This is a genomic window from Yersinia sp. KBS0713, assembly GCF_005937895.2.
Classification (GTDB): domain Bacteria; phylum Pseudomonadota; class Gammaproteobacteria; order Enterobacterales; family Enterobacteriaceae; genus Yersinia; species Yersinia bercovieri.
The window spans coordinates 396967-415130 of sequence record NZ_CP042173.1; the positions used below are offsets into that span (position 1 = coordinate 396967).

The window sequence follows — 18164 nt, forward strand, 5'->3', positions numbered from 1 at the left end:
CGGGCACTCGTCGGCAAACCGTAGACAAAAATACCGCGCCAGTGTGACTGCGCGGTATTTCTAAACAGTTTGCTGTTACCAGAAACCCAGCACTTTCCACCAGGCGCTGCCGATAATCAACCAGATAGGGATCACCACCAGACTTATCAGGAAGCCAATTTTCCACCATGTCGCCAGCGGGATAAAATTGCAGCCGAACAAGATAGGGGCAGGGCCGCCGGAGTAGTGAGTGGTCGCCATATACAGGTTACTGAACATACCGAACACCAGCACGGTCAGCATGGGCGGAGCTCCCGCCGCAATAGCAATAGAAACAAAAATGGCATACATGGCGCTGATATGGGCGATGGCGCTCGCCATCATATAGTGGCTGTAGTAGTACGCCAGCAGCAGAATACCCATCATCGGAATCCAATTCATTCCCTGCACCGAACCGGCAATGGAGGAGCCAAACCAGGTAATAAAGCCCAATTTATTCAATTGGCTAGCGAGTGTCAGCAGCACCGCAAACCAGATCACGGTGTGCCACGCCTCTTTCTCGGCAATCACATCATCCCACGTCAGTGCACCGCTCAATAACAGAATGGCTAAGCCAATAAAGGCGGTCATGGTGGCATCAATATTCAATGTCGCACCACTCACCCACAGGGTTACCAGCCCGATAAAGACGGATAAAACAATCCACTCATTGCGGCTCATCGGCCCCATCTCTTTCAGTTTCTCCAGCGCCAGCGCCCGCATTTCCGGCGTTTTTTTCAGCTCTGGCGGGTAGAAGCGGTAGAGCAACAAGGGGATGACTGCCAGAGAGATTAAGCCGGGGACGATGGCGGCTAGCGCCCAACTGGTCCAGGTGATGGTAATGCCCATCTCTCCCGCCAGCTTACTGATCATCGGGTTACCGGCCATTGAGGTCAGGAACATCGCACAGGTAATAGCATTACACTGGAAGATACATTGCACCAGAAATGCCCCGATTTTGCGTTCGGTGCCGCGTTCCGGGGTAGATTCATAGGCCTCCGAAATGGAGCGAAACAGCGGAGTGATGATGCCACCACAACGGGCCGAGGTAGAGGGCATGGCGGGGGCAAACAGTAGATCAGTCAGCACCAAACCGTAAGCCAGACCCAATGAACTGTGACCTAACTTACTGATAAACAAGTAACCGACTCGGCGACCAAAACCGGTTTTAATAAAACCGCGTGAGATAAAGAAGGCGCAGGCAATCATCCAGATGGTGGGATCGGCAAAACCGGCGAGCACCTCTTTGATGCTCAGCAGCCCGGTGGCCGCAACCACTGTCAGGCTGAAAATTGCCATCGCCCCCAAGGGGTATGGCGAGAGGATCAGGCCAATAACCGTCGCCGCAAAGACCGCCATGAGGTGCCAGGCGCGTGGGTCAACGGATTCCGGCACTGGACTAAACCAGATACCTACCCCAATAAAGAGAATAAGTAGCATTCTTCCCAGACGTGTTTTGAATATCGACATGATTATTTACCTTGATACAATTATATATACAGTGTTAATCACCACCGATAACAACAGGTGGTGCTTAAATTATTAAGGCTGTAAAGATATGAATTAACTGTATAGACAAAATAACTTCACCATTTTGATCAAAGTCATTTTTATATTGTACGGAGTGCGGTGATTGGTGGGGGAAATATATTGTTCTGATGAGGGTAATTCAGACAAAGTTTATCGATTACTTTACTTTTTTAATTATAAACAACAGAATTTTATCTGTTAAAACAAGATGATTTCACATTAATAGCCAAGTCGACAGATGAACTGAGAGGGTCGAATAGATAAATACGGCAGATTAACGAGATAGGAGGAAATAACACCGAATATGTTAACTTTGCTTAGCAAATATTACCTTTTTAGCATATTAGCTATTTTATATTATTATGTGTAGTGTCATATTTTGAGCAACAAAAAAACCCGCACCAAGGCGGGTCTTTTATTCAGAATGATTTAACTGCTCAGGGCTATCTCCTTCATCGCTATCGTAAATCATTCATCTGGTATTAACTCTTACAGAGCAACAACATTTGCTGCCGCTGGGCCTTTAGCGCCGTTCTCGATAGAGAACTCAACGTTTTGGCCTTCTTCTAAGGTTTTGAAATCATTGCTCTGAATAGCAGAGAAGTGAACGAACACGTCTTTGCTGCCGTCAGCAGGAGAAATGAAACCGAAACCTTTGTCAGCGTTAAACCATTTTACTAAACCAGTCATTTTATTAGACATAGAGATACTTCCTTCAATTATTTTTGATTGCCGCCATAGGCGAGCGAATAGGCTTGGGTACAACTTATGGGGCACTTAGAAGGAATTTCGCGGAGAAGTGGTATCTGTCTGATAACGCTAATACGGGGAACTGCTTTACTAAAACTGCTTGCATAAATGTTACTGTCAACCGGGTACTGCTTTCTTACTTGAGTGTTGGCAACACTGCTCGGGTTAAACCGTCATCGCTGTCGGTTGCCAACACCCAGAATCACACTGTATTACAGAGCGACTACGTTTACCGCTGATGGGCCTTTAGCGCCGTTCTCGATAGAGAACTCAACTTTTTGGCCTTCATCTAAGGTTTTGAAATCATTGCTCTGGATAGCAGAGAAGTGAACGAACACGTCTTTGCTGCCGTCAGCAGGAGTGATGAAACCAAAACCTTTACCAGCGTCAAACCATTTTACTAAACCAGTCATTTTATTAGACATAGAGATATTTCCTTCAATTATTTTTTTGCCACAATATTGCAGCGAACGTGGTCTGTCTTTCAGAGGATAACTTATGGGCACTTAGGAGGAGACTCACGGAGAAGGGATATCTATGGATAGCGCTTGAACTGAGGACTGCTTTACTAAAACTGCTTTCATAAGGTCTGTGTTCCAAACCGATGACGCTATTTAACCACAATACATTTCTCGTGGCAACACTATATTTGACTGCCATAACTAATGTGAATGGGTTTTTCAGCTGTAATTGTGCAGTGAAATGGTGATTTTATGTGACTAAACAGGCTGTTAGGTCAATTAAAAATGATGCTAAATTTTAACCTATTTTCTGTCATTAGGCCGCAAAATACCGGAGGATAACCTCCGGCATTGAGTTTTAGCGAGGAGAAACCGTCACTGTACCGCTACGATCGCTGGCAATCATCACGCGTTGGCCTGCACCGAAACGGGTAGGGCCTTGCGCCTGTACCACGACAATGTTGCTGCCATCATCTCGGCGTATTTCCAACTGCACACCTTCACTGCGGTTCATCGCACTCTGTACGCCTTGACCTGCCATACCACCGGCAACCACACCACCCGCGGTTGCCAGGCTATTACCACGGCCACCGCCAATAGTATTCCCCAGGAATCCACCCACTACAGCACCGCCAATGGCACCAGCTACGTTATTCTTATCGCCACCCTGAATGGTGACCGGACGTGCAGAGATAACCGTCCCGTAGGTTACGGTATGAACTTGTCGTGCCTGAGAGGCAGTGAAAGTATCACCAGATGATGTGCTGTTGTTGGCACATCCACTTAATACAGTTGTTGCGAGCGCTACGGCAATGACCAGCTTTTTCATAATTAACCCCTAATTGTTGGTATGAGTCAGCCATACCCTTCTTATTTGACGTTGCAGCTTGCTCTTCCAACTTACTGATTTTCATCCGCTCATCGGAGTTCATTCGTCTGCTGCCGTGCTGAAACGCCAGCTATTTTAACTATAGATAGCCGTTGATAATGACTATAGCGTGATAACGATTGATCTGAGGAGATAAATATTGAGCCTATGCCTATATATAGGCGAGTTCTTGCTCTCTTTTCATGCTACCGTCATTGCTTAATAGGGTCTTTCTACCGCTTCAGGAATGCTGTCTTGTCACGCTCGATTATTTCTACCAAGATTTTCCGCCTCGACTTAGGTCGCCTAATCCTTATTCTGGCTCTGATGAGTGCGTTTGTGACGCTGGCGAACAGCTTTTATGCCAGTTATCGGGTGCAGCGGCAGCTATTGATTGATAACACATTGGAAGCCAATCGTGTTTATGCCACCAAGCTGGCGTCCAGTACCGAGATTTTTCTGAGAAGTGCGCAAAAGCAGCTTTATTACAGCGGCATGATTGCCGCCAGACATTTTGATGATCCCGCCATTCTGCAAGCAGAAACTGCCCGGCTAAAATACCAGACCGACAACTTTAACTCGGTGGTCATCACTGATGCGCACGGTGTTATCCGTGCCACATCGCCAGATAGTCTCCAGTTGCTGGGGCAAACCCTAACCTCACCGGGGGCGGTGGAAGCGCTAAAATTGCGCCGCCCACTAATCAGTAAGCCCTATTTATCGGCAGCTAATAATCTGGTCGTCAATATATCAACCCCGATTATCACGCCGGATGGGCGCTATCGTGGCTATATTGGCGGGACCATTTATCTGCGTAAGCAGAGTATATTAAATGAGCTATTGGGCGAGCACTACTATCGCGATGGCTCCTATATTGTGGTGCTGGACAGTGATCGGCGCATCCTTTACCACCGAGATGCAAACCGTGTCGGGGAAATACTCTCGCCGAGACCACTCACTGAGGCCGTGAAAACGGCAAGTAATGGCAGTTTGATGGTGAGCAATACCAGTGGTGAGTCGATGCTGGCGGGTTACGCTGTCGTGGAGCCATCCGGTTGGGAAATTATTACCTTGCGGCCTGAGGCATCAACCCTGAAGCCGTTAGAAGGGCTAATGATTAAGGGTTTGGGGCATATCGCGCCGCTGGCGTTACTCACTTTGCTGGGGGTTTGGCTGCTATCTCGCCTGATTGCCCGCCCGTTGTGGTTACTGGCGGGCAGTGCCAATGATATGGATAAACCAGATATCGCTTTCAGTATCAAAGAGATACCATCATGGTATTTCGAGTCCACACAACTCAAACGGGCGATGTTGATAGGCATCAGTTTACTGCAAAAGAAAATTGGCAAATTGAAATTTGAGGCGCAAACCGATCCGATGACGGGCCTGTATAACCGGCGGGGATTGGCCACCGCCCTTGAGCCTATCGGACAACTCGGACAGCACTTTTCAGTTATTGCGTTGGATATTGACCACTTTAAGTTGATTAATGACACCTATGGGCATGATATCGGTGATGAGGTGATCAAACAGCTGGCGACTCAGATCCGTGATAGCTCTCGCGATACCGATATCCTGTGCCGTAGCGGCGGTGAAGAGTTTCTGATGTTGCTACCAGGTACGACACTTGATGTAGCGACACAGGTTGCCAATCGGCTGCGCCACAATGTGGCAATGATGGCGATAGCGAACATTCGGCCCATCACGATTTCACTGGGCGTCGCCTATTGGAGCGGCGAAGGTATGCCAGAAGATGCGCTAAAACTGGCTGATGCAGCGCTATACCGCGCGAAACAGCAGGGGCGTAATCGGGTAGCGGTTGGCGAATAAATTCACAGCAGTGGGCATAGAATTATCCCAACAAAAAAGGCGCTAACCGATTAAGGATAACGCCTTTTTAAACAACAACTTAACTGACTAGTATCAGTTCATGCCGTATTTTTTCAATTTCTTACGCAGCGTGCCACGGTTGATGCCCATCATCAGGGCAGCGCGGGTTTGGTTGCCACGGGTGTATTGCATCACCATGTCCAACAATGGCTGTTCAACTTCAGCCAGTACCAACTCATACAGGTCACTCACATCCTGACCATTCAGTTGAGCAAAATAGTTCTTCAGTGCTTGTTTAACCGAGTCACGCAAAGGCTTTTGAGTCACCTGATCTTGTGAATTTACGGTTGCAACGGTCAGTACGTCAGAATTTACGCGTTGTTCGAACATAGTTCTGTCAGCTCTTTTTTCTGTTTACGCAAGATTTTCGAAATATGCCTCCAACGCCTCCAGCTGTTCGCTGGCATCCTCAATGGCGTTGAATGTGCGCCGAAACTGGTCGTTAGGGGCGTGCTCCTGGAGATACCAAGAGACGTGCTTACGTGCAATACGAAATCCCTTGCCTGGACCATAAAAGTCGTGCAATTCCCGTATATGCCCGTTTAACAAGCGCTGCACTTCGCCAAGTGGCATCGGTGGCAGCAGCTCCCCAGTGTCCAGGTAGTGCTGGATTTCCCGGAAGATCCAAGGTCTTCCCTGAGCGGCACGTCCTATCATCAGAGCATCAGCTCCAGTGTAGTCGAGCACCGCTCTGGCTTTATGCGGGTCAGTGATGTCACCATTCGCGATAACGGGAATGGTGACAGTCTGCTTAACTGCCCGAATGCTGTCATATTCCGCCTCACCATTAAACAGGCAAGAACGAGTTCGGCCATGAATCGTCAGGGCTTGTATACCACAATTTTCGGCCAGTTGGGCAATTTCTATACAGTTACGGTGTTCTGGCGACCAACCCGTCCGGATCTTCAGCGTGACTGGCACATCTACCGCGTTGACGACTGCGGAGAGGATCTGTTTGACCAGATCGGGATGCTGCAACAATGCAGATCCTGCCAGCTTGCGGTTCACTTTCTTGGCCGGACATCCCATATTGATATCAATGATTTGGGCGCCGTTTGCCACATTGATTCGGGCAGCCGCCGCCATATCATCTGGGTCGCTACCGGCAATTTGCACGGTACGAATTCCAGGCTCATCACTATGAACCATGCGCAAACGCGACTTATCCGTCCGCCATACCTCAGGATTTGAGGAGAGCATTTCAGATACTGCCATTCCAGCCCCCATGCTATGACATAGCGCTCTGAAGGGGCGGTCTGTTATACCGGCCATCGGGGCGGCAATCAGGCAATTTGTAAGCTGGAAGTGTCCAATACGCATAGACAAAGAATGACCACACTGTGTCCGTAAGGGCGCGTATATTACGCATTTTTGCGCCCAGATGAAAGGCCAAACTTTGACCAATTGATGAAAAAAGAGCAGCAAATTGCGACTCAATCTTGGCTAATTAATTATTTGTTCATATATAACATGACTTTAAGGCTAACTGGTTAATTTGTGCGCTTTAGTGTTTTCTACTAAACAACATCATTATTGACTGGTGCCGCCACATAATCTTGGTCGAAAGTGCTGATTTATTCATCAAATCAACGATAAAGCACAGATACAAATGTGTCGAGCATCTCATTTTGGCTAAAAATAGTGTGCGCTAAGGTGCCGGGAAGTGCTATTTCGAATGGGGGAGAGAACCCCTGCTGTTATCTCATAACAACAGCAGGGGATATTGCTGGCTATGCTATGGCTTACGTACGCCCGTAATGCGACACCACTCCTCTTTCTCAGCCACTGGGTCGAGGGTGAACATATCCTCGTAAGCCTCAGCGACACCCGCAGCTTGTGTTGCCAGCACCCCTGACAGGCCAAGGTGGCCGCCAGCAACCGGCAAGACGCTAATCAGCGGTGCCAACTCCCGTAGCGGGCCTGCCAGAATATTGGCAACCACCACGTCAGCGGATAAGTCAGCCGGTTGGTCTTTTGCCAGATATAGCGCCAAACGCTCTGAAACGCCGTTACGCTGCGCGTTATCGCGACTGGCCTGAATGGCCTGCGGATCGATATCAATGCCGATAGCGTGCGTTGCACCGAGTTTTAGCGCCGCAATCGCCAGGATGCCAGAGCCGCAACCGAAGTCGATAACGGTTTTACCCGCCAGATCGAGGCCGTCGAGCCATTGCAGGCACAACGCGGTGGTCGGGTGAGTCCCGGTGCCAAACGCCAGACCGGGGTCGAGCATCACATTCACTGCGGTTGGGTCGGGTACATCACGCCAGCTTGGGCAGATCCACAGGCGCTCGCCAAAACGCATCGGGTGGAAGTTATCCATCCATTCACGTTCCCAATCTTTATCTTCCAACTGTTCAATCTTATGGATGAAACCGGTGCCGAGCTGCGGGTGGTATTCCAGCATGGTAACCACTTCGGCCATATCGGTTTCGGCATCATACAGACCGATGACATCGGTATCGCCCCACAGGCGAGTTTCGCCCGGCAGCGGCTCAAACACCGGATTATCGTGGGTATCCTGAAACGTGACAGAGACTGCGCCACTCTCAATCAGCGCGTCGCCCAGAGATTCGGCCTGATTGCCGGTGGTGTTTAACTTCAATTGGATCCAAGGCATAGCTTTTCTCTTCCAAAACCGATCCTTAACTTGCGTTTTGGGATCGGTTTTTCTCAATTAGGTTTCGGTAAATAGTATAGGTTTAGGTAAATAATAGCGGTATATAGCGATTTATTCAGCGCTGGCGGTAACGGGCTGTCGCTTTCGTGCGCGATCGCCAAACTGATTACCGATATAAAACGCCAACAGATTGAGCACCAGCGAAGGTACTATCGGGTGCAGGCCGGCTATTTTAATGTTGAAACTGGCCAGTACTGTATAGCATACCGCACCGACAATCATTGAGCTAAGGGCTCCGTGGGCATTGGCGCGTTCCCAGTACAGCCCCAGCACCAATGGCCAGAGGAATACCGCCTCCAGGCCACCAAAGGCCAGCAGATTCAGCCAGATAATCATCTCTGGTGGACGCCATGCCGCAAGTAGCAGCAATAGCCCGAGGATCAGTGTCGACATGCTGGAGATGCGCTTCAATTTACCCTCATTTTTCAACTCTGCCGGCCTCAGATTGAGGTACAGATCTTTCACGATAGTGGCGGAGGATTGCAGCAGTTGGGCATTGATGGTCGACATTATCGCCGCCATCGGTGCCGCCAAAAAGATCCCCGCCGCAAACGGAGGCAGAACGGTGATCATCAGTGTTGGGATCACTTGGTCGGGGATCTTCAGATCCGGCAGGATCGCCCGCCCCAGGGCGCCGGCCAGATGCATACCGAACATCAGGATTGCCACCACAATGGTGCCGATAATGATGCCGCGATGCACGGCTTTGCTATCACGATACGAAATACATCGCACGGCGGTATGTGGCAGACCTATCACCCCAAAGCAGACCAAGATCCAGAATGAGGCCATAAATGGCACATCAAGGATCTGATCGCCCCCCTGCGGGGAAACCAGCGCCGGATCGATATGTTGCAACGTCTCGACCGCTTTATGCAGGCCACCGGCAGCATGGATCACCGCCACCAAGAGCAAAATGGTGCCAATTAGCATCACCAGCCCTTGCAGGGCGTCATTCAGCACACTGGCGCGGAAGCCACCGAAAGAGGTATAGAGCGCGATACTGATGCCGAAGATCAATAAGCCGGTGTCGTAAGGGATCCCGGCTGCGGTCTCCAGCAGGCGCGCACCGCCGATAAACTGCACCGTCATGGCCCCGACAAACGCCACCAGTAGGCTGAGGCTGGCCAGCCACACCAGTAAGCGGCTCTGATAGCGGGCGTACAGCATGTCGTTGAGGGTCACGGCATTATAGCGGCGCGCCAAAATAGCAAACTTCTTACCTAGCACGCCCAAAGACAACCAGACCGCGGGCAGTTGGATCATCGCCAACAAGACCCAGCCGAGTCCATATTTATAGGCCGCACCTGGCCCTCCAATGAATGAGCTGGCGCTGATATAGGTGGCGGTTAGGGTCATTGCCAGTACGAATCCCCCCATCGAGCGATTGCCGATGAAGTATTCATTGAGAAAATTCCCGGTTTGGCGGCGAGTATAAGCGTAAATAGATAAGCCAAATACCATCGCCAAATAGCCCACTAATGGCAGGATGACATCAGTTTGCATTGTCGTCCCCCAGTGGGATATCGCGGAAAATCACGCGCACCATCAGCCAACATAGCCCGATAAACAGCAGCGGCAGTGCAATACAGGCGGCTTCAAACCAAGCGGGTAAGCCAGTCATTCCAGGAATATTACCCGGTAAATAAGCGGTTATTATCCAGCCCGCTAAATAAGCCAGCGTTAGGCCAAAGGCCCAGCGTGCTTCTTTGTTTGCCTGTAGGAATCTTGTTTCCATATCTTCTCCATACCCTTCGTACTTGGCACTACAGCGTTGTTAGCTGCTCTCACCCACCCGAATCACTGACGTGAGTCAGCTCATCGGGATGCGTTCGCTTGCTGCCTAGCTGTAGCACCAATTACTTTGGGTAATTTCTTTGTACTTGGCACTACAGCGTTGTTAGCTGCTCTCACCCACCCGAATCACTGACGTGAGTCAGCTCATCGGGATGCGTTCGCTTGCTGCCTGGTCGCTCCCGCTATCCGAATTGACTTATCGGATTTCATTCGTTTGCCGCATGGTAGTTGTGCCAATTATTTAGGGCATCTAAGCCGAAAGAGAGTTGAAAAAGAAAAAAGGCCGGGATTAACCGGCCCTGATATAAAAGATATACCCGTCATACTTCAAGCTGCATGTGCGTTGGCTGTCTTCGTTCACCCCAGTCACTTAACTGATGTAAGCTCCTGGGCATTCACTCAATTGCGGCCTTTCTGCAACTCGAATTATTTTTGATATCAAACACATGAAAGGTAAAAATCAGGTCTCTTGCAACCCGAGCTTCTTCTCCAGATAGTGGATATTGGTGCCACCGTGCTGGAAGTTTTCATCATTCATGATGCGTTGCTGCAACTCAACGTTGGTTTTGATGCCATCGATGATGAGTTCTGCCAACGCATTTTTCATGCGCGCAATCGCCACATCACGGTTTTCACCGTAAGTGATAAGCTTGCCGATCATGGAGTCATAATATGGCGGCACAGTATAACCGGCGTAAATATGAGACTCCCAACGCACACCAAAACCGCCCGGCGCATGGAAACGAGTAATTTTACCCGGACTCGGCAGGAAGGTATTTGGATCTTCGGCATTGATACGGCATTCGACGGCATGACCATGGACTTTCACTTCATCTTGTTTGATGGAGAGAGGTTGGCCAGCAGCAATACGCAGCTGTTCTTTGATCAAATCGACACCAGTGATCATTTCGGTCACCGGGTGCTCAACCTGAATACGGGTGTTCATTTCAATGAAATAGAACTCGCCGTTTTCATATAAGAACTCGAAAGTCCCGGCACCACGATAGCCGATCTCCACGCAAGCTTTCGCACAGCGTTCACCAATATAACGGCGCATTTCGCCAGTGATACCTGGTGCTGGTGCCTCTTCAACCACTTTCTGATGGCGGCGCTGCATAGAGCAGTCGCGCTCAGCCAGATAGATGGCGCTACCCTGACCGTCAGCCAAAATCTGAATTTCGATATGGCGTGGGTTTTCAAGGTATTTTTCCATATAAACCATGTCGTTATTGAAAGCCGCTTTGGCTTCCGCACGGGTCATGTTAATGGATTGCTCAAGATCTTTATCGTGGCGAACCACACGCATACCACGACCACCGCCGCCGCCAGATGCCTTGATGATGACCGGATAACCGATACGTTTGGCAAAGGCTTTGTTCTTGGTTGTGTCGTCGGTCAGTGGGCCGTCAGAGCCGGGTACGCAAGGTACACCTGCTTTCTTCATCGCGCTGATAGCGGAAACTTTATCGCCCATCAGGCGAATGGTTTCGGCACGTGGCCCGATAAAGATGAAACCTGAACGTTCTACCTGTTCGGCAAAATCAGCATTTTCAGACAGGAAACCATAGCCGGGGTGAATAGCCACCGCGCCGGTGATCTCAGCAGCAGAGATGATTGCCGGAATGTTCAGATAGCTTTTAACAGAAGGCGCGGGACCGATACAGACAGTCTCGTCAGCCAATAACACATGTTTAAGATCACGATCTGCCGTGGAGTGAACTGCGACAGTTTTGATCCCCAGCTCTTTACAAGCTCGCAGGATACGCAGCGCAATCTCACCACGGTTAGCGATTACGATTTTATCAAGCATGGAACGCCTCGTTACTCGATGACGACAAGAGGCTCGTCGAATTCAACCGGTTGACCGTTTTCAACCAGAATGGCTTTTACAGTACCGGATTTATCTGCTTCGATTTGGTTCATCATTTTCATCGCTTCAACGATGCAAAGAGTGTCACCAGCAGAAACTTTCTGACCTACTTCAATGAAGGCTTTAGCATCCGGGCTCGGGGTGCGGTAGAAGGTTCCGACCATTGGGGAGCGCACGATATGGCCGCTGATAGCTGCCGGTGCTGCGGCTTCAGCAGCAGGTGCTGGCGCGACAGCGGCGGCCAGAGCTGGCTGCTGTGGTGCTGCAAACGCATACGGCTGTTGCATCATTGGGTAGTTTGGCGCGGCGGGAGCACGACTGATACGTACTGACTCTTCGCCTTCTGAGATTTCCAGCTCTGAAATGCCGGACTCTTCAACCAGTTCGATCAGTTTCTTAATCTTACGAATATCCATGAGTGTGATTCCGTACTCTTTTTGTGTGGCAATTAGTTGGATTTTGACAAGCGATTTACCGCTGCCTGTAAAGCAAAGTTGTAGCCATCTGCGCCAAGTCCGCAGATGACGCCAACCGCGATATCAGAGAGATATGAGTGATGACGGAAAGGCTCCCTGGCGTGCACGTTAGACAGGTGGATCTCAATAAACGGGATCTCCACGCCTAGCAATGCATCGCGCAGAGCTACGCTGGTATGCGTAAACGCTGCCGGGTTGATCAGGATAAAATCGGTATTACCCCGCGCCTGGTGGATTCTCTCGATCAGCACATGTTCTGCATTTGACTGCAAATGGGAAAGCGCGACATCCACTTCCTGAGCTTGCGTCTCTAACTGGCTGACAATCTCAGCCAACGTGGTCGAACCGTACTTTTCCGGTTCACGGGTTCCAAGCAGATTCAAGTTAGGGCCATTCAGAAGCAAAATGTGAAACTTATCCGACATTGTGCTGGTATCTCCGGCAATAAGTACATCATCGTAAAAAATAACCTGATGTTACCGATTTGTCACCTTTTTACGATGAATTTGACACTGCGATCGGTACTAAGGTCGGGCATTATAATGATATCGTAGCAATTAGCAGCTAAATACTGGTCTTATCAGCGAAGATATTCAATAGAAAAGAGTCTGAACTGTGCATTCGCCACCAATAAGCACCCGTTTTTAGCGCAACCATTGGCGAAATTTTTTGTAGCGCAGCACGAGTAATATTACGGCCGTCACTGCGTAAATAATGGGGAGTGGCGACAGGGTTTTAACCGACCAAAGATAATGAATCGGCGCAAGAATGGCGACAACATACACCAAATTATGCAGCTTTTGCCAGTTGGGTCCCATTTTTCGTTGCGCCCATAGGGTGGAGGTGACTGCCAGTGACAGCAACACTAACCAACTAATGATGCCCAAGGTCAGGTAGGGGCGGGTGACCAGTTCACGACCGAGCAGGCTAATGTTGCTTAGCCCCAACTCCAACACTGAATAGCTGACTAAATGCAGTGTGCCCCAGGCAAAGCACCATAAGCCCAATAGGCGACGGCAACGGATCAGCAGCGGCTGTTTGCCATAGCGGGCCAGTGGCGTGACCAGCAGTGTCGCCAGTAGCAGTTTAAGCGTCATGCGCCCGGTAAAATGCTGAATATCCTTGGCGGGATCAGCACTGAACCAGCCTTGGTCGACCGATAGAACCAGCCACAGGAAAGGTAGCGCTGCTGCCAGCCAGATAGCCACCTTGAGCCACTTAATGTGTTGTAGGCTGAGGCGCATCAGAAGTTTTTCCTCAGATCCAATCCACGATAGAGTGATGCAACTTGATCGGCATAACCATTAAACAGCAGTGTCGGCTGGCGCTGTACATCAAGGATGCCGCCAGAACCAATAAAGCGCTCAGTGGCCTGTGACCAGCGCGGATGATCCACATGTGGGTTCACATTGGCATAAAAACCATATTCGTCTGGGGCGCTCAGATTCCAGGTTGTGGGGGGCTGATCATTGGTCAGGCGAATATGAACAATGGATTTTATCCCTTTAAAACCATATTTCCACGGCGTAATCAGCCGCAGCGGTGCGCCATTTTGCGGTGGTAGTGCTTTGCCATAAACACCCAGTGTCATGAAGGCTAGCGGGTGCATCGCCTCATCCAGTCGTAGCCCTTCGACATAGGGATATTTTAGGCCGCCGCCAATAAAGCGGTCTTCCTGCCCTGGCATCTGGTCTGGGGCATAGAGAGTCTGGAATGCGACGTAGCGCGCATTACTGGTCGGCTCAACCAGCTTTAGCAGTTTCCCCAGTTCAAAACCAATCCACGGCACTACCATTGACCAGGCTTCAACGCAGCGCATACGATAAATGCGCTCCTCCAGTGGGAAGCGCTTCATCAGGTCATCCATATCTAGCGTCATGGGCTTAGCCACTTCACCGTCGATTTTGATTTTCCAGCCTTCCGTTTTCAGGGTGCCGGCATTGGCGGCGGGATCGGCTTTATCAAGGCCAAATTCATAGAAATTATTGTAGCCAGTCACTTTATCTTCCGGCGTTAGCGCCAGATTGGGGTGATAGGCGGCGGATTGGGTAAACTCCAACGGCTTGCCCGAAGGGGCTTTGGGGCGATTATTGCCTTTAAACCATGCCAGCAAATCGGCCTGTGCTGAGGTGGGTAGCGCCAGCGTGGCGGCAGTAATTCCCAATGCCTGCAATACCTTGCGGCGCTGGTAAAAGATGTTCTCAGGGGTGACATCTGCTTCCGTCAGTTTGCGCGGCGAACTATGGGGACGAGAAGTGTGATTTTTGGCGAAAATGTTGCGCATAGAGTTACTCCATCGAACAGAGCGTCATATTGACTGTGGTGATATTAATCATGGAGGCTTATGGCGATAAGTGCGAGAGAGCAAAGAAAAATTTAAAAATAATTACAATGGGGAGGAGATAAACCGGGAGAGTCATCCCCCCGGCGTTATTGATAGAAAAACGGTGTTACAGTGCTGATTATTATGAGAAAACGAGTTAATCAGCGCACTTTAACCAAGGTTCGGCCCGTGACTTCATTCGCTAGCAAGCGAGCGGCGATGGTCGGCGCATCGGCTAACGTGATGGATTGTGATGCTTGTTGGTAGAAGCTTTCAGGTAAGATCTTCAGCAGCCGCTGCCAGGCCTGCTGGCGGCGCGGTTGTGGGGTCATCACTGAATCTACCCCTTGCAAGCGCACATTACGCAGAATAAATGGCATCACGGTGGTTGGCAGGGTATAACCGCCCGCTAGCCCACATGCCGCAACAGTGCCGTTGTAGTTCATCTGCGCCAGCACTTTAGCCAGCAATTTGTCACCAACGGTGTCAATAGCACCTGCCCATAGCTGTTTTTCCAGCGGGCGCGAAGCATCAAGATACTCACTGCGGGATAATACCCGACGCGCACCCAGACTTTTCAGGTATTCGCTGTTGCTGTCACGACCCGAAATCGCGGCAATTTGGTAGCCTAGCGCAGAGAGCAAGGCGATCGCGGTGCTCCCCACGCCGCCACTGGCACCAGTGACGACCACTTCACCGCTTTCAGGTGTGACGCCACCCTCTTCCAGCGCCATGACGCACAACATGGCAGTAAAACCGGCAGTGCCGATAATCATCGCCTTACGGGGTTCCAGCCCTTCAGGCATCGGCACTAGCCAGTCGCCATTCACCCGCGCTTGCTCCGCCAAACCACCCCAATGGTTTTCGCCGACCCCCCAGCCCGTCAGCAACACGGATTGACCCACGTGAAAACGCGGATCTTCGCTACTGTGCACAGTACCGGCGAAATCGATACCGGGAACCATTGGGAATTCACGAATGATCTTCCCTTGGCCCGTGATGGCTAGTGCATCTTTATAATTCAGGCTAGACCAATTGACATCAACCGTGACATTACCAGCAGGCAATTGTGAGGGGGATATTTCACGCACTTCTGCGGTGGTACGGCCGTCAGTTTGCTCAAGAACAAGCGCTCGCATATCGCACTCCAAAAAAACAGAAAAATGATAAGTTAAGAGTGAGCCAATATAGCGGCAACATCAACCTTCAAGCCTGATCAAGGACAAAAATCAGGCCGTTGATTTTGACTATGACTATCCTTGAAAGAGGAACCGCCGAATTTCAGGGAAAAGGGCGGAGTTATTGGGCTATTGTCGCATTATGAAGTAAAAAATCAGTGTTATGAGCTGTTTTTGTCATATAGTATTTTCCTCAAGGGAATTGAGTTTTCTACTTCATAATGCGCTTCGCAAGGCTAAGGGATGCGATTTACAACCAAACTTTCTGCGTTTGTGACACTGCTGGTCGTATTGGGCATGTGTTTGGTGCTACTGGGTAGCACGGCAAGTTTCTTCTATCTGTGTCAGAAAAAAATGGAGCAGCGACTCCAGAGTATTGTGACGACTTATGATCAGTCGCTGCTGCTGCAATCGGTTGAGCAAGAACGTGAATGGCTGCCTATTATGATGCGAACGATTGGCGTCGTGGATGTCACTATTCAGAACGAAATCAGTACGTTGTACCATCTCAAACTCCCCGCCACCTACACACCTTGGAATAGCAATAGTCAACATCGCACGCTGGTTGTATCTATGTTGCATCAACCGGGTGCATCGATGCACCTTACTTATATTGACCCGCTAAATAGCTATGCCCGCTCTTTTTACGCGATGGCAGTTTTATCGCTGGTCGCGCTAGTGATCGCGCTGACACTTTGGCTGAGTTTTCGTTGGCTACGTGAACAGACCGATGGTCAGGAGAAACTAGAGTGGCGGGCAAAACGCATTCTGAATGGCGAACGTGAACACGCCATTCGCAGCGAAGGTCGCGAATGGCCCCCCTGCGCCAGCCGCGCCATTGACCATCTATTAGCTGAGCTGACAGAGGTGAGGGCGGAGCGTAACCGTGTTGATACCTTGATTCGCACTTTTGCGGCGCAGGATGCCAAGACCGGTTTCAGCAATCGCCAGTTTTTTGATAATCAGTTGACCACGCAATTGGAAGAGTCAGGTGCTCACGGCGTGGTGATGATGGTACAACTGCCGGATTTTGACCGCTTAAATGAAACTAATGATCATCAGCGGGTACAAGAGTTGATGCATTCGCTGATTAATATGCTTTCTACCTTTGTGGCCCGTCACCCCTCGGCGTTACTGGCGCGTTACCATCAAAGTGAGGTCGCCATATTACTGCCACATAAAACCTTAAAATATGCCGATGTTATGGCCGCGCAACTGGTCCATGCGGTCGGGACTCTACCCGACCTCCATATTATTGACCGTGAATCACTGCTGCATATTGGAATTGTGGCGTACCGCGGTGGCGAGTCTACCGAACAGATTATGGATAATGCCAGGCAAGCGACCAGAAATGCGGCGATGTATGGCGGGAATGGTTGGTATGTATTTGATACTCAAGTAGCGGAAAGAGGGCGTGGCAGTGTTAAATGGCGCACTTTATTAGAACAAACATTGGTGAGCGGTGGCCCAAGACTCTATCAACGCCCGGTCATTACCGTTGACGGCAAGATTCATCATCGTGAAGTCATCAGTCGTATATTTGATGGTAAGCAGGAGCTGCTGGCGGCTGAATTTACCCCCTTGGTGCAACTGTTCGGTTTAGCTGAGCGTTATGACCGCCAAAAAATTGATCGGATAATTCCTTTATTATCTTTATGGCCGGACGAAACTCTGGCATTTTCTATCTGCGTTGATTCATTATTGCAGCGTCCTTTCCAGCGTTGGCTGCGGGATACGCTATTACAATGCAAAAAATCGGATAGAACGCGGATTATCTTTGAACTTGCAGAGGCAGATGTGTGTCAACATATCGACCGCATCCGCCCGATGATACGTTTATTGCTTGGTGTGGGCTGCAAAGTGATGGTGTCGCAGGCCGGATTGACGGTTGTCAGCACCTCTTATATTAAGTCTCTACGGATTGAGATGATTAAGCTTCATCCGGGGTTAGTCAGAAATATTAATTTACGTTATGAAAATCAGTTGTTTGTAGAAAGTCTTACCGGTGCTTGTGCAGGCGCACATGCAAAAGTTTTTGCCGCGGAAGTGCTTACCCGTGAAGAGTGGCAAACTCTGAAAGAGAAAGGTATTTATGGTGGACAGGGCAATTTTTTTGCTCCACCGACGCCTTTGATTCCCGGAAAGAAAAAATATTCGTATTAGGCTATGTTTAGCCTGATCGTTGAGCAAAAATTAACGTAGAATGTGTTGGTCATTTCCGTAAATCGTTGGTGGGCGCTTACTTCCAGCGAGAATCAGGTTAAATGTTAGATTTTATGTGCTGTGTTACGTCGGTCGTTGCGCAGAATCTGTGTTGTGCCAA

At 49.8% G+C, this 18164-nt stretch carries 17 protein-coding genes; 2 read left to right on the forward strand and 15 right to left on the reverse strand.

What is annotated here, in order from left to right; genetic code table 11:
- Positions 1-75: 75 nt before the first annotated feature.
- The 4 genes from FFE93_RS01805 to FFE93_RS01820 all read right to left on the reverse strand — a co-directional run bounded on the left by FFE93_RS01805 (position 76) and on the right by FFE93_RS01820 (position 3588).
- Positions 76-1488, reverse strand: a complete 1413-nt coding sequence (locus FFE93_RS01805) for an anion permease (RefSeq protein ID WP_049602640.1) — start codon at positions 1486-1488, stop codon at positions 76-78.
- Positions 1489-2037: 549 nt separating this feature from the next.
- Positions 2038-2250, reverse strand: a complete 213-nt coding sequence (gene cspG / locus FFE93_RS01810; protein ID WP_005271336.1) for a cold shock protein CspG — start codon at positions 2248-2250, stop codon at positions 2038-2040.
- Positions 2251-2510: 260 nt separating this feature from the next.
- Entirely contained in the window at positions 2511-2723 is a 213-nt protein-coding gene (gene cspA / locus FFE93_RS01815) for an RNA chaperone/antiterminator CspA (RefSeq protein ID WP_005163090.1), read from the reverse strand.
- Positions 2724-3117: 394 nt separating this feature from the next.
- A complete protein-coding gene (locus tag FFE93_RS01820; RefSeq protein ID WP_004875750.1) occupies positions 3118-3588 on the reverse strand; it encodes a glycine zipper 2TM domain-containing protein in 471 nt (156 codons plus the stop codon).
- Positions 3589-3894: 306 nt separating this feature from the next.
- Here FFE93_RS01820 and FFE93_RS01825 point away from each other — a divergent pair, with 306 nt between their 5' ends.
- A complete protein-coding gene (locus tag FFE93_RS01825; protein WP_049602658.1) occupies positions 3895-5457 on the forward strand; it encodes a sensor domain-containing diguanylate cyclase in 1563 nt (520 codons plus the stop codon).
- A 93-nt stretch (positions 5458-5550) separates the two neighbouring features.
- Here FFE93_RS01825 and fis read toward each other — a convergent pair whose 3' ends face one another.
- The 11 genes from fis to FFE93_RS01880 all read right to left on the reverse strand — a co-directional run bounded on the left by fis (position 5551) and on the right by FFE93_RS01880 (position 15802).
- Positions 5551-5847, reverse strand: a complete 297-nt coding sequence (gene fis / locus FFE93_RS01830) for a DNA-binding transcriptional regulator Fis (RefSeq protein WP_002210061.1) — start codon at positions 5845-5847, stop codon at positions 5551-5553.
- Between the two features lie 24 nt (positions 5848-5871).
- Positions 5872-6837 (reverse strand): tRNA dihydrouridine synthase DusB, encoded by a 966-nt coding sequence (gene dusB, locus FFE93_RS01835; protein WP_138774716.1) that lies wholly within the window; start codon positions 6835-6837, stop codon positions 5872-5874.
- A 415-nt stretch (positions 6838-7252) separates the two neighbouring features.
- The gene (prmA, locus tag FFE93_RS01840) at positions 7253-8137 is read right to left on the reverse strand and encodes a 50S ribosomal protein L11 methyltransferase (protein WP_032896618.1); all 885 of its coding nucleotides are present in this window, start codon (positions 8135-8137) and stop codon (positions 7253-7255) included.
- A gap of 111 nt (positions 8138-8248) precedes the next feature.
- Entirely contained in the window at positions 8249-9703 is a 1455-nt protein-coding gene (gene panF / locus FFE93_RS01845) for a sodium/pantothenate symporter (protein WP_057648828.1), read from the reverse strand.
- A complete protein-coding gene (locus FFE93_RS01850; protein WP_005271356.1) occupies positions 9693-9935 on the reverse strand; it encodes a YhdT family protein in 243 nt (80 codons plus the stop codon). The genes panF and FFE93_RS01850 overlap by 11 nt, the downstream gene beginning before the upstream one ends.
- Before the next feature lie 519 nt (positions 9936-10454).
- Entirely contained in the window at positions 10455-11804 is a 1350-nt protein-coding gene (gene accC / locus FFE93_RS01855; protein WP_005271359.1) for an acetyl-CoA carboxylase biotin carboxylase subunit, read from the reverse strand.
- Between the two features lie 11 nt (positions 11805-11815).
- On the reverse strand, positions 11816-12280 hold the full coding sequence (gene accB / locus FFE93_RS01860; protein ID WP_004711025.1) for an acetyl-CoA carboxylase biotin carboxyl carrier protein: 465 nt from the start codon (positions 12278-12280) through the stop codon (positions 11816-11818).
- Between the two features lie 32 nt (positions 12281-12312).
- Positions 12313-12765 (reverse strand): type II 3-dehydroquinate dehydratase, encoded by a 453-nt coding sequence (aroQ, locus tag FFE93_RS01865; protein ID WP_032896624.1) that lies wholly within the window; start codon positions 12763-12765, stop codon positions 12313-12315.
- 219 nt (positions 12766-12984) lie between these two features.
- Positions 12985-13584 (reverse strand): protein-methionine-sulfoxide reductase heme-binding subunit MsrQ, encoded by a 600-nt coding sequence (gene msrQ / locus FFE93_RS01870; RefSeq protein ID WP_032896626.1) that lies wholly within the window; start codon positions 13582-13584, stop codon positions 12985-12987.
- On the reverse strand, positions 13584-14624 hold the full coding sequence (gene msrP / locus FFE93_RS01875; RefSeq protein WP_005271370.1) for a protein-methionine-sulfoxide reductase catalytic subunit MsrP: 1041 nt from the start codon (positions 14622-14624) through the stop codon (positions 13584-13586). Before msrP ends, msrQ begins: the two co-directional genes overlap by 1 nt.
- Positions 14625-14824: 200 nt before the next feature.
- Complete coding sequence (locus tag FFE93_RS01880) at positions 14825-15802, reverse strand: MDR family oxidoreductase (protein WP_005271373.1); 978 nt, start codon at positions 15800-15802, stop codon at positions 14825-14827.
- 282 nt (positions 15803-16084) lie between these two features.
- On the opposite strand from FFE93_RS01880, the gene csrD reads away from it, so the two are divergent.
- Complete coding sequence (gene csrD, locus FFE93_RS01885) at positions 16085-18004, forward strand: RNase E specificity factor CsrD (RefSeq protein ID WP_032896630.1); 1920 nt, start codon at positions 16085-16087, stop codon at positions 18002-18004.
- Positions 18005-18164 lie beyond the last annotated feature (160 nt).

Bases quoted from the DNA above. Each gene is read 5' to 3' on its own strand.
- FFE93_RS01805 (WP_049602640.1), bottom strand. From the start codon at position 1,488: ATGTCGATATTCAAAACACGTCTGGGAAGAATGCTACTTATTCTCTTT.
- cspG (WP_005271336.1), bottom strand. From the start codon at position 2,250: ATGTCTAATAAAATGACTGGTTTAGTAAAATGGTTTAACGCTGACAAA.
- cspA (WP_005163090.1), bottom strand. From the start codon at position 2,723: ATGTCTAATAAAATGACTGGTTTAGTAAAATGGTTTGACGCTGGTAAA.
- FFE93_RS01820 (WP_004875750.1), bottom strand. From the start codon at position 3,588: ATGAAAAAGCTGGTCATTGCCGTAGCGCTCGCAACAACTGTATTAAGT.
- fis (WP_002210061.1), bottom strand. From the start codon at position 5,847: ATGTTCGAACAACGCGTAAATTCTGACGTACTGACCGTTGCAACCGTA.
- dusB (WP_138774716.1), bottom strand. From the start codon at position 6,837: ATGCGTATTGGACACTTCCAGCTTACAAATTGCCTGATTGCCGCCCCG.
- prmA (WP_032896618.1), bottom strand. From the start codon at position 8,137: ATGCCTTGGATCCAATTGAAGTTAAACACCACCGGCAATCAGGCCGAA.
- panF (WP_057648828.1), bottom strand. From the start codon at position 9,703: ATGCAAACTGATGTCATCCTGCCATTAGTGGGCTATTTGGCGATGGTA.
- FFE93_RS01850 (WP_005271356.1), bottom strand. From the start codon at position 9,935: ATGGAAACAAGATTCCTACAGGCAAACAAAGAAGCACGCTGGGCCTTT.
- accC (WP_005271359.1), bottom strand. From the start codon at position 11,804: ATGCTTGATAAAATCGTAATCGCTAACCGTGGTGAGATTGCGCTGCGT.
- accB (WP_004711025.1), bottom strand. From the start codon at position 12,280: ATGGATATTCGTAAGATTAAGAAACTGATCGAACTGGTTGAAGAGTCC.
- aroQ (WP_032896624.1), bottom strand. From the start codon at position 12,765: ATGTCGGATAAGTTTCACATTTTGCTTCTGAATGGCCCTAACTTGAAT.
- msrQ (WP_032896626.1), bottom strand. From the start codon at position 13,584: ATGCGCCTCAGCCTACAACACATTAAGTGGCTCAAGGTGGCTATCTGG.
- msrP (WP_005271370.1), bottom strand. From the start codon at position 14,624: ATGCGCAACATTTTCGCCAAAAATCACACTTCTCGTCCCCATAGTTCG.
- FFE93_RS01880 (WP_005271373.1), bottom strand. From the start codon at position 15,802: ATGCGAGCGCTTGTTCTTGAGCAAACTGACGGCCGTACCACCGCAGAA.
- csrD (WP_032896630.1), top strand. From the start codon at position 16,085: ATGCGATTTACAACCAAACTTTCTGCGTTTGTGACACTGCTGGTCGTA.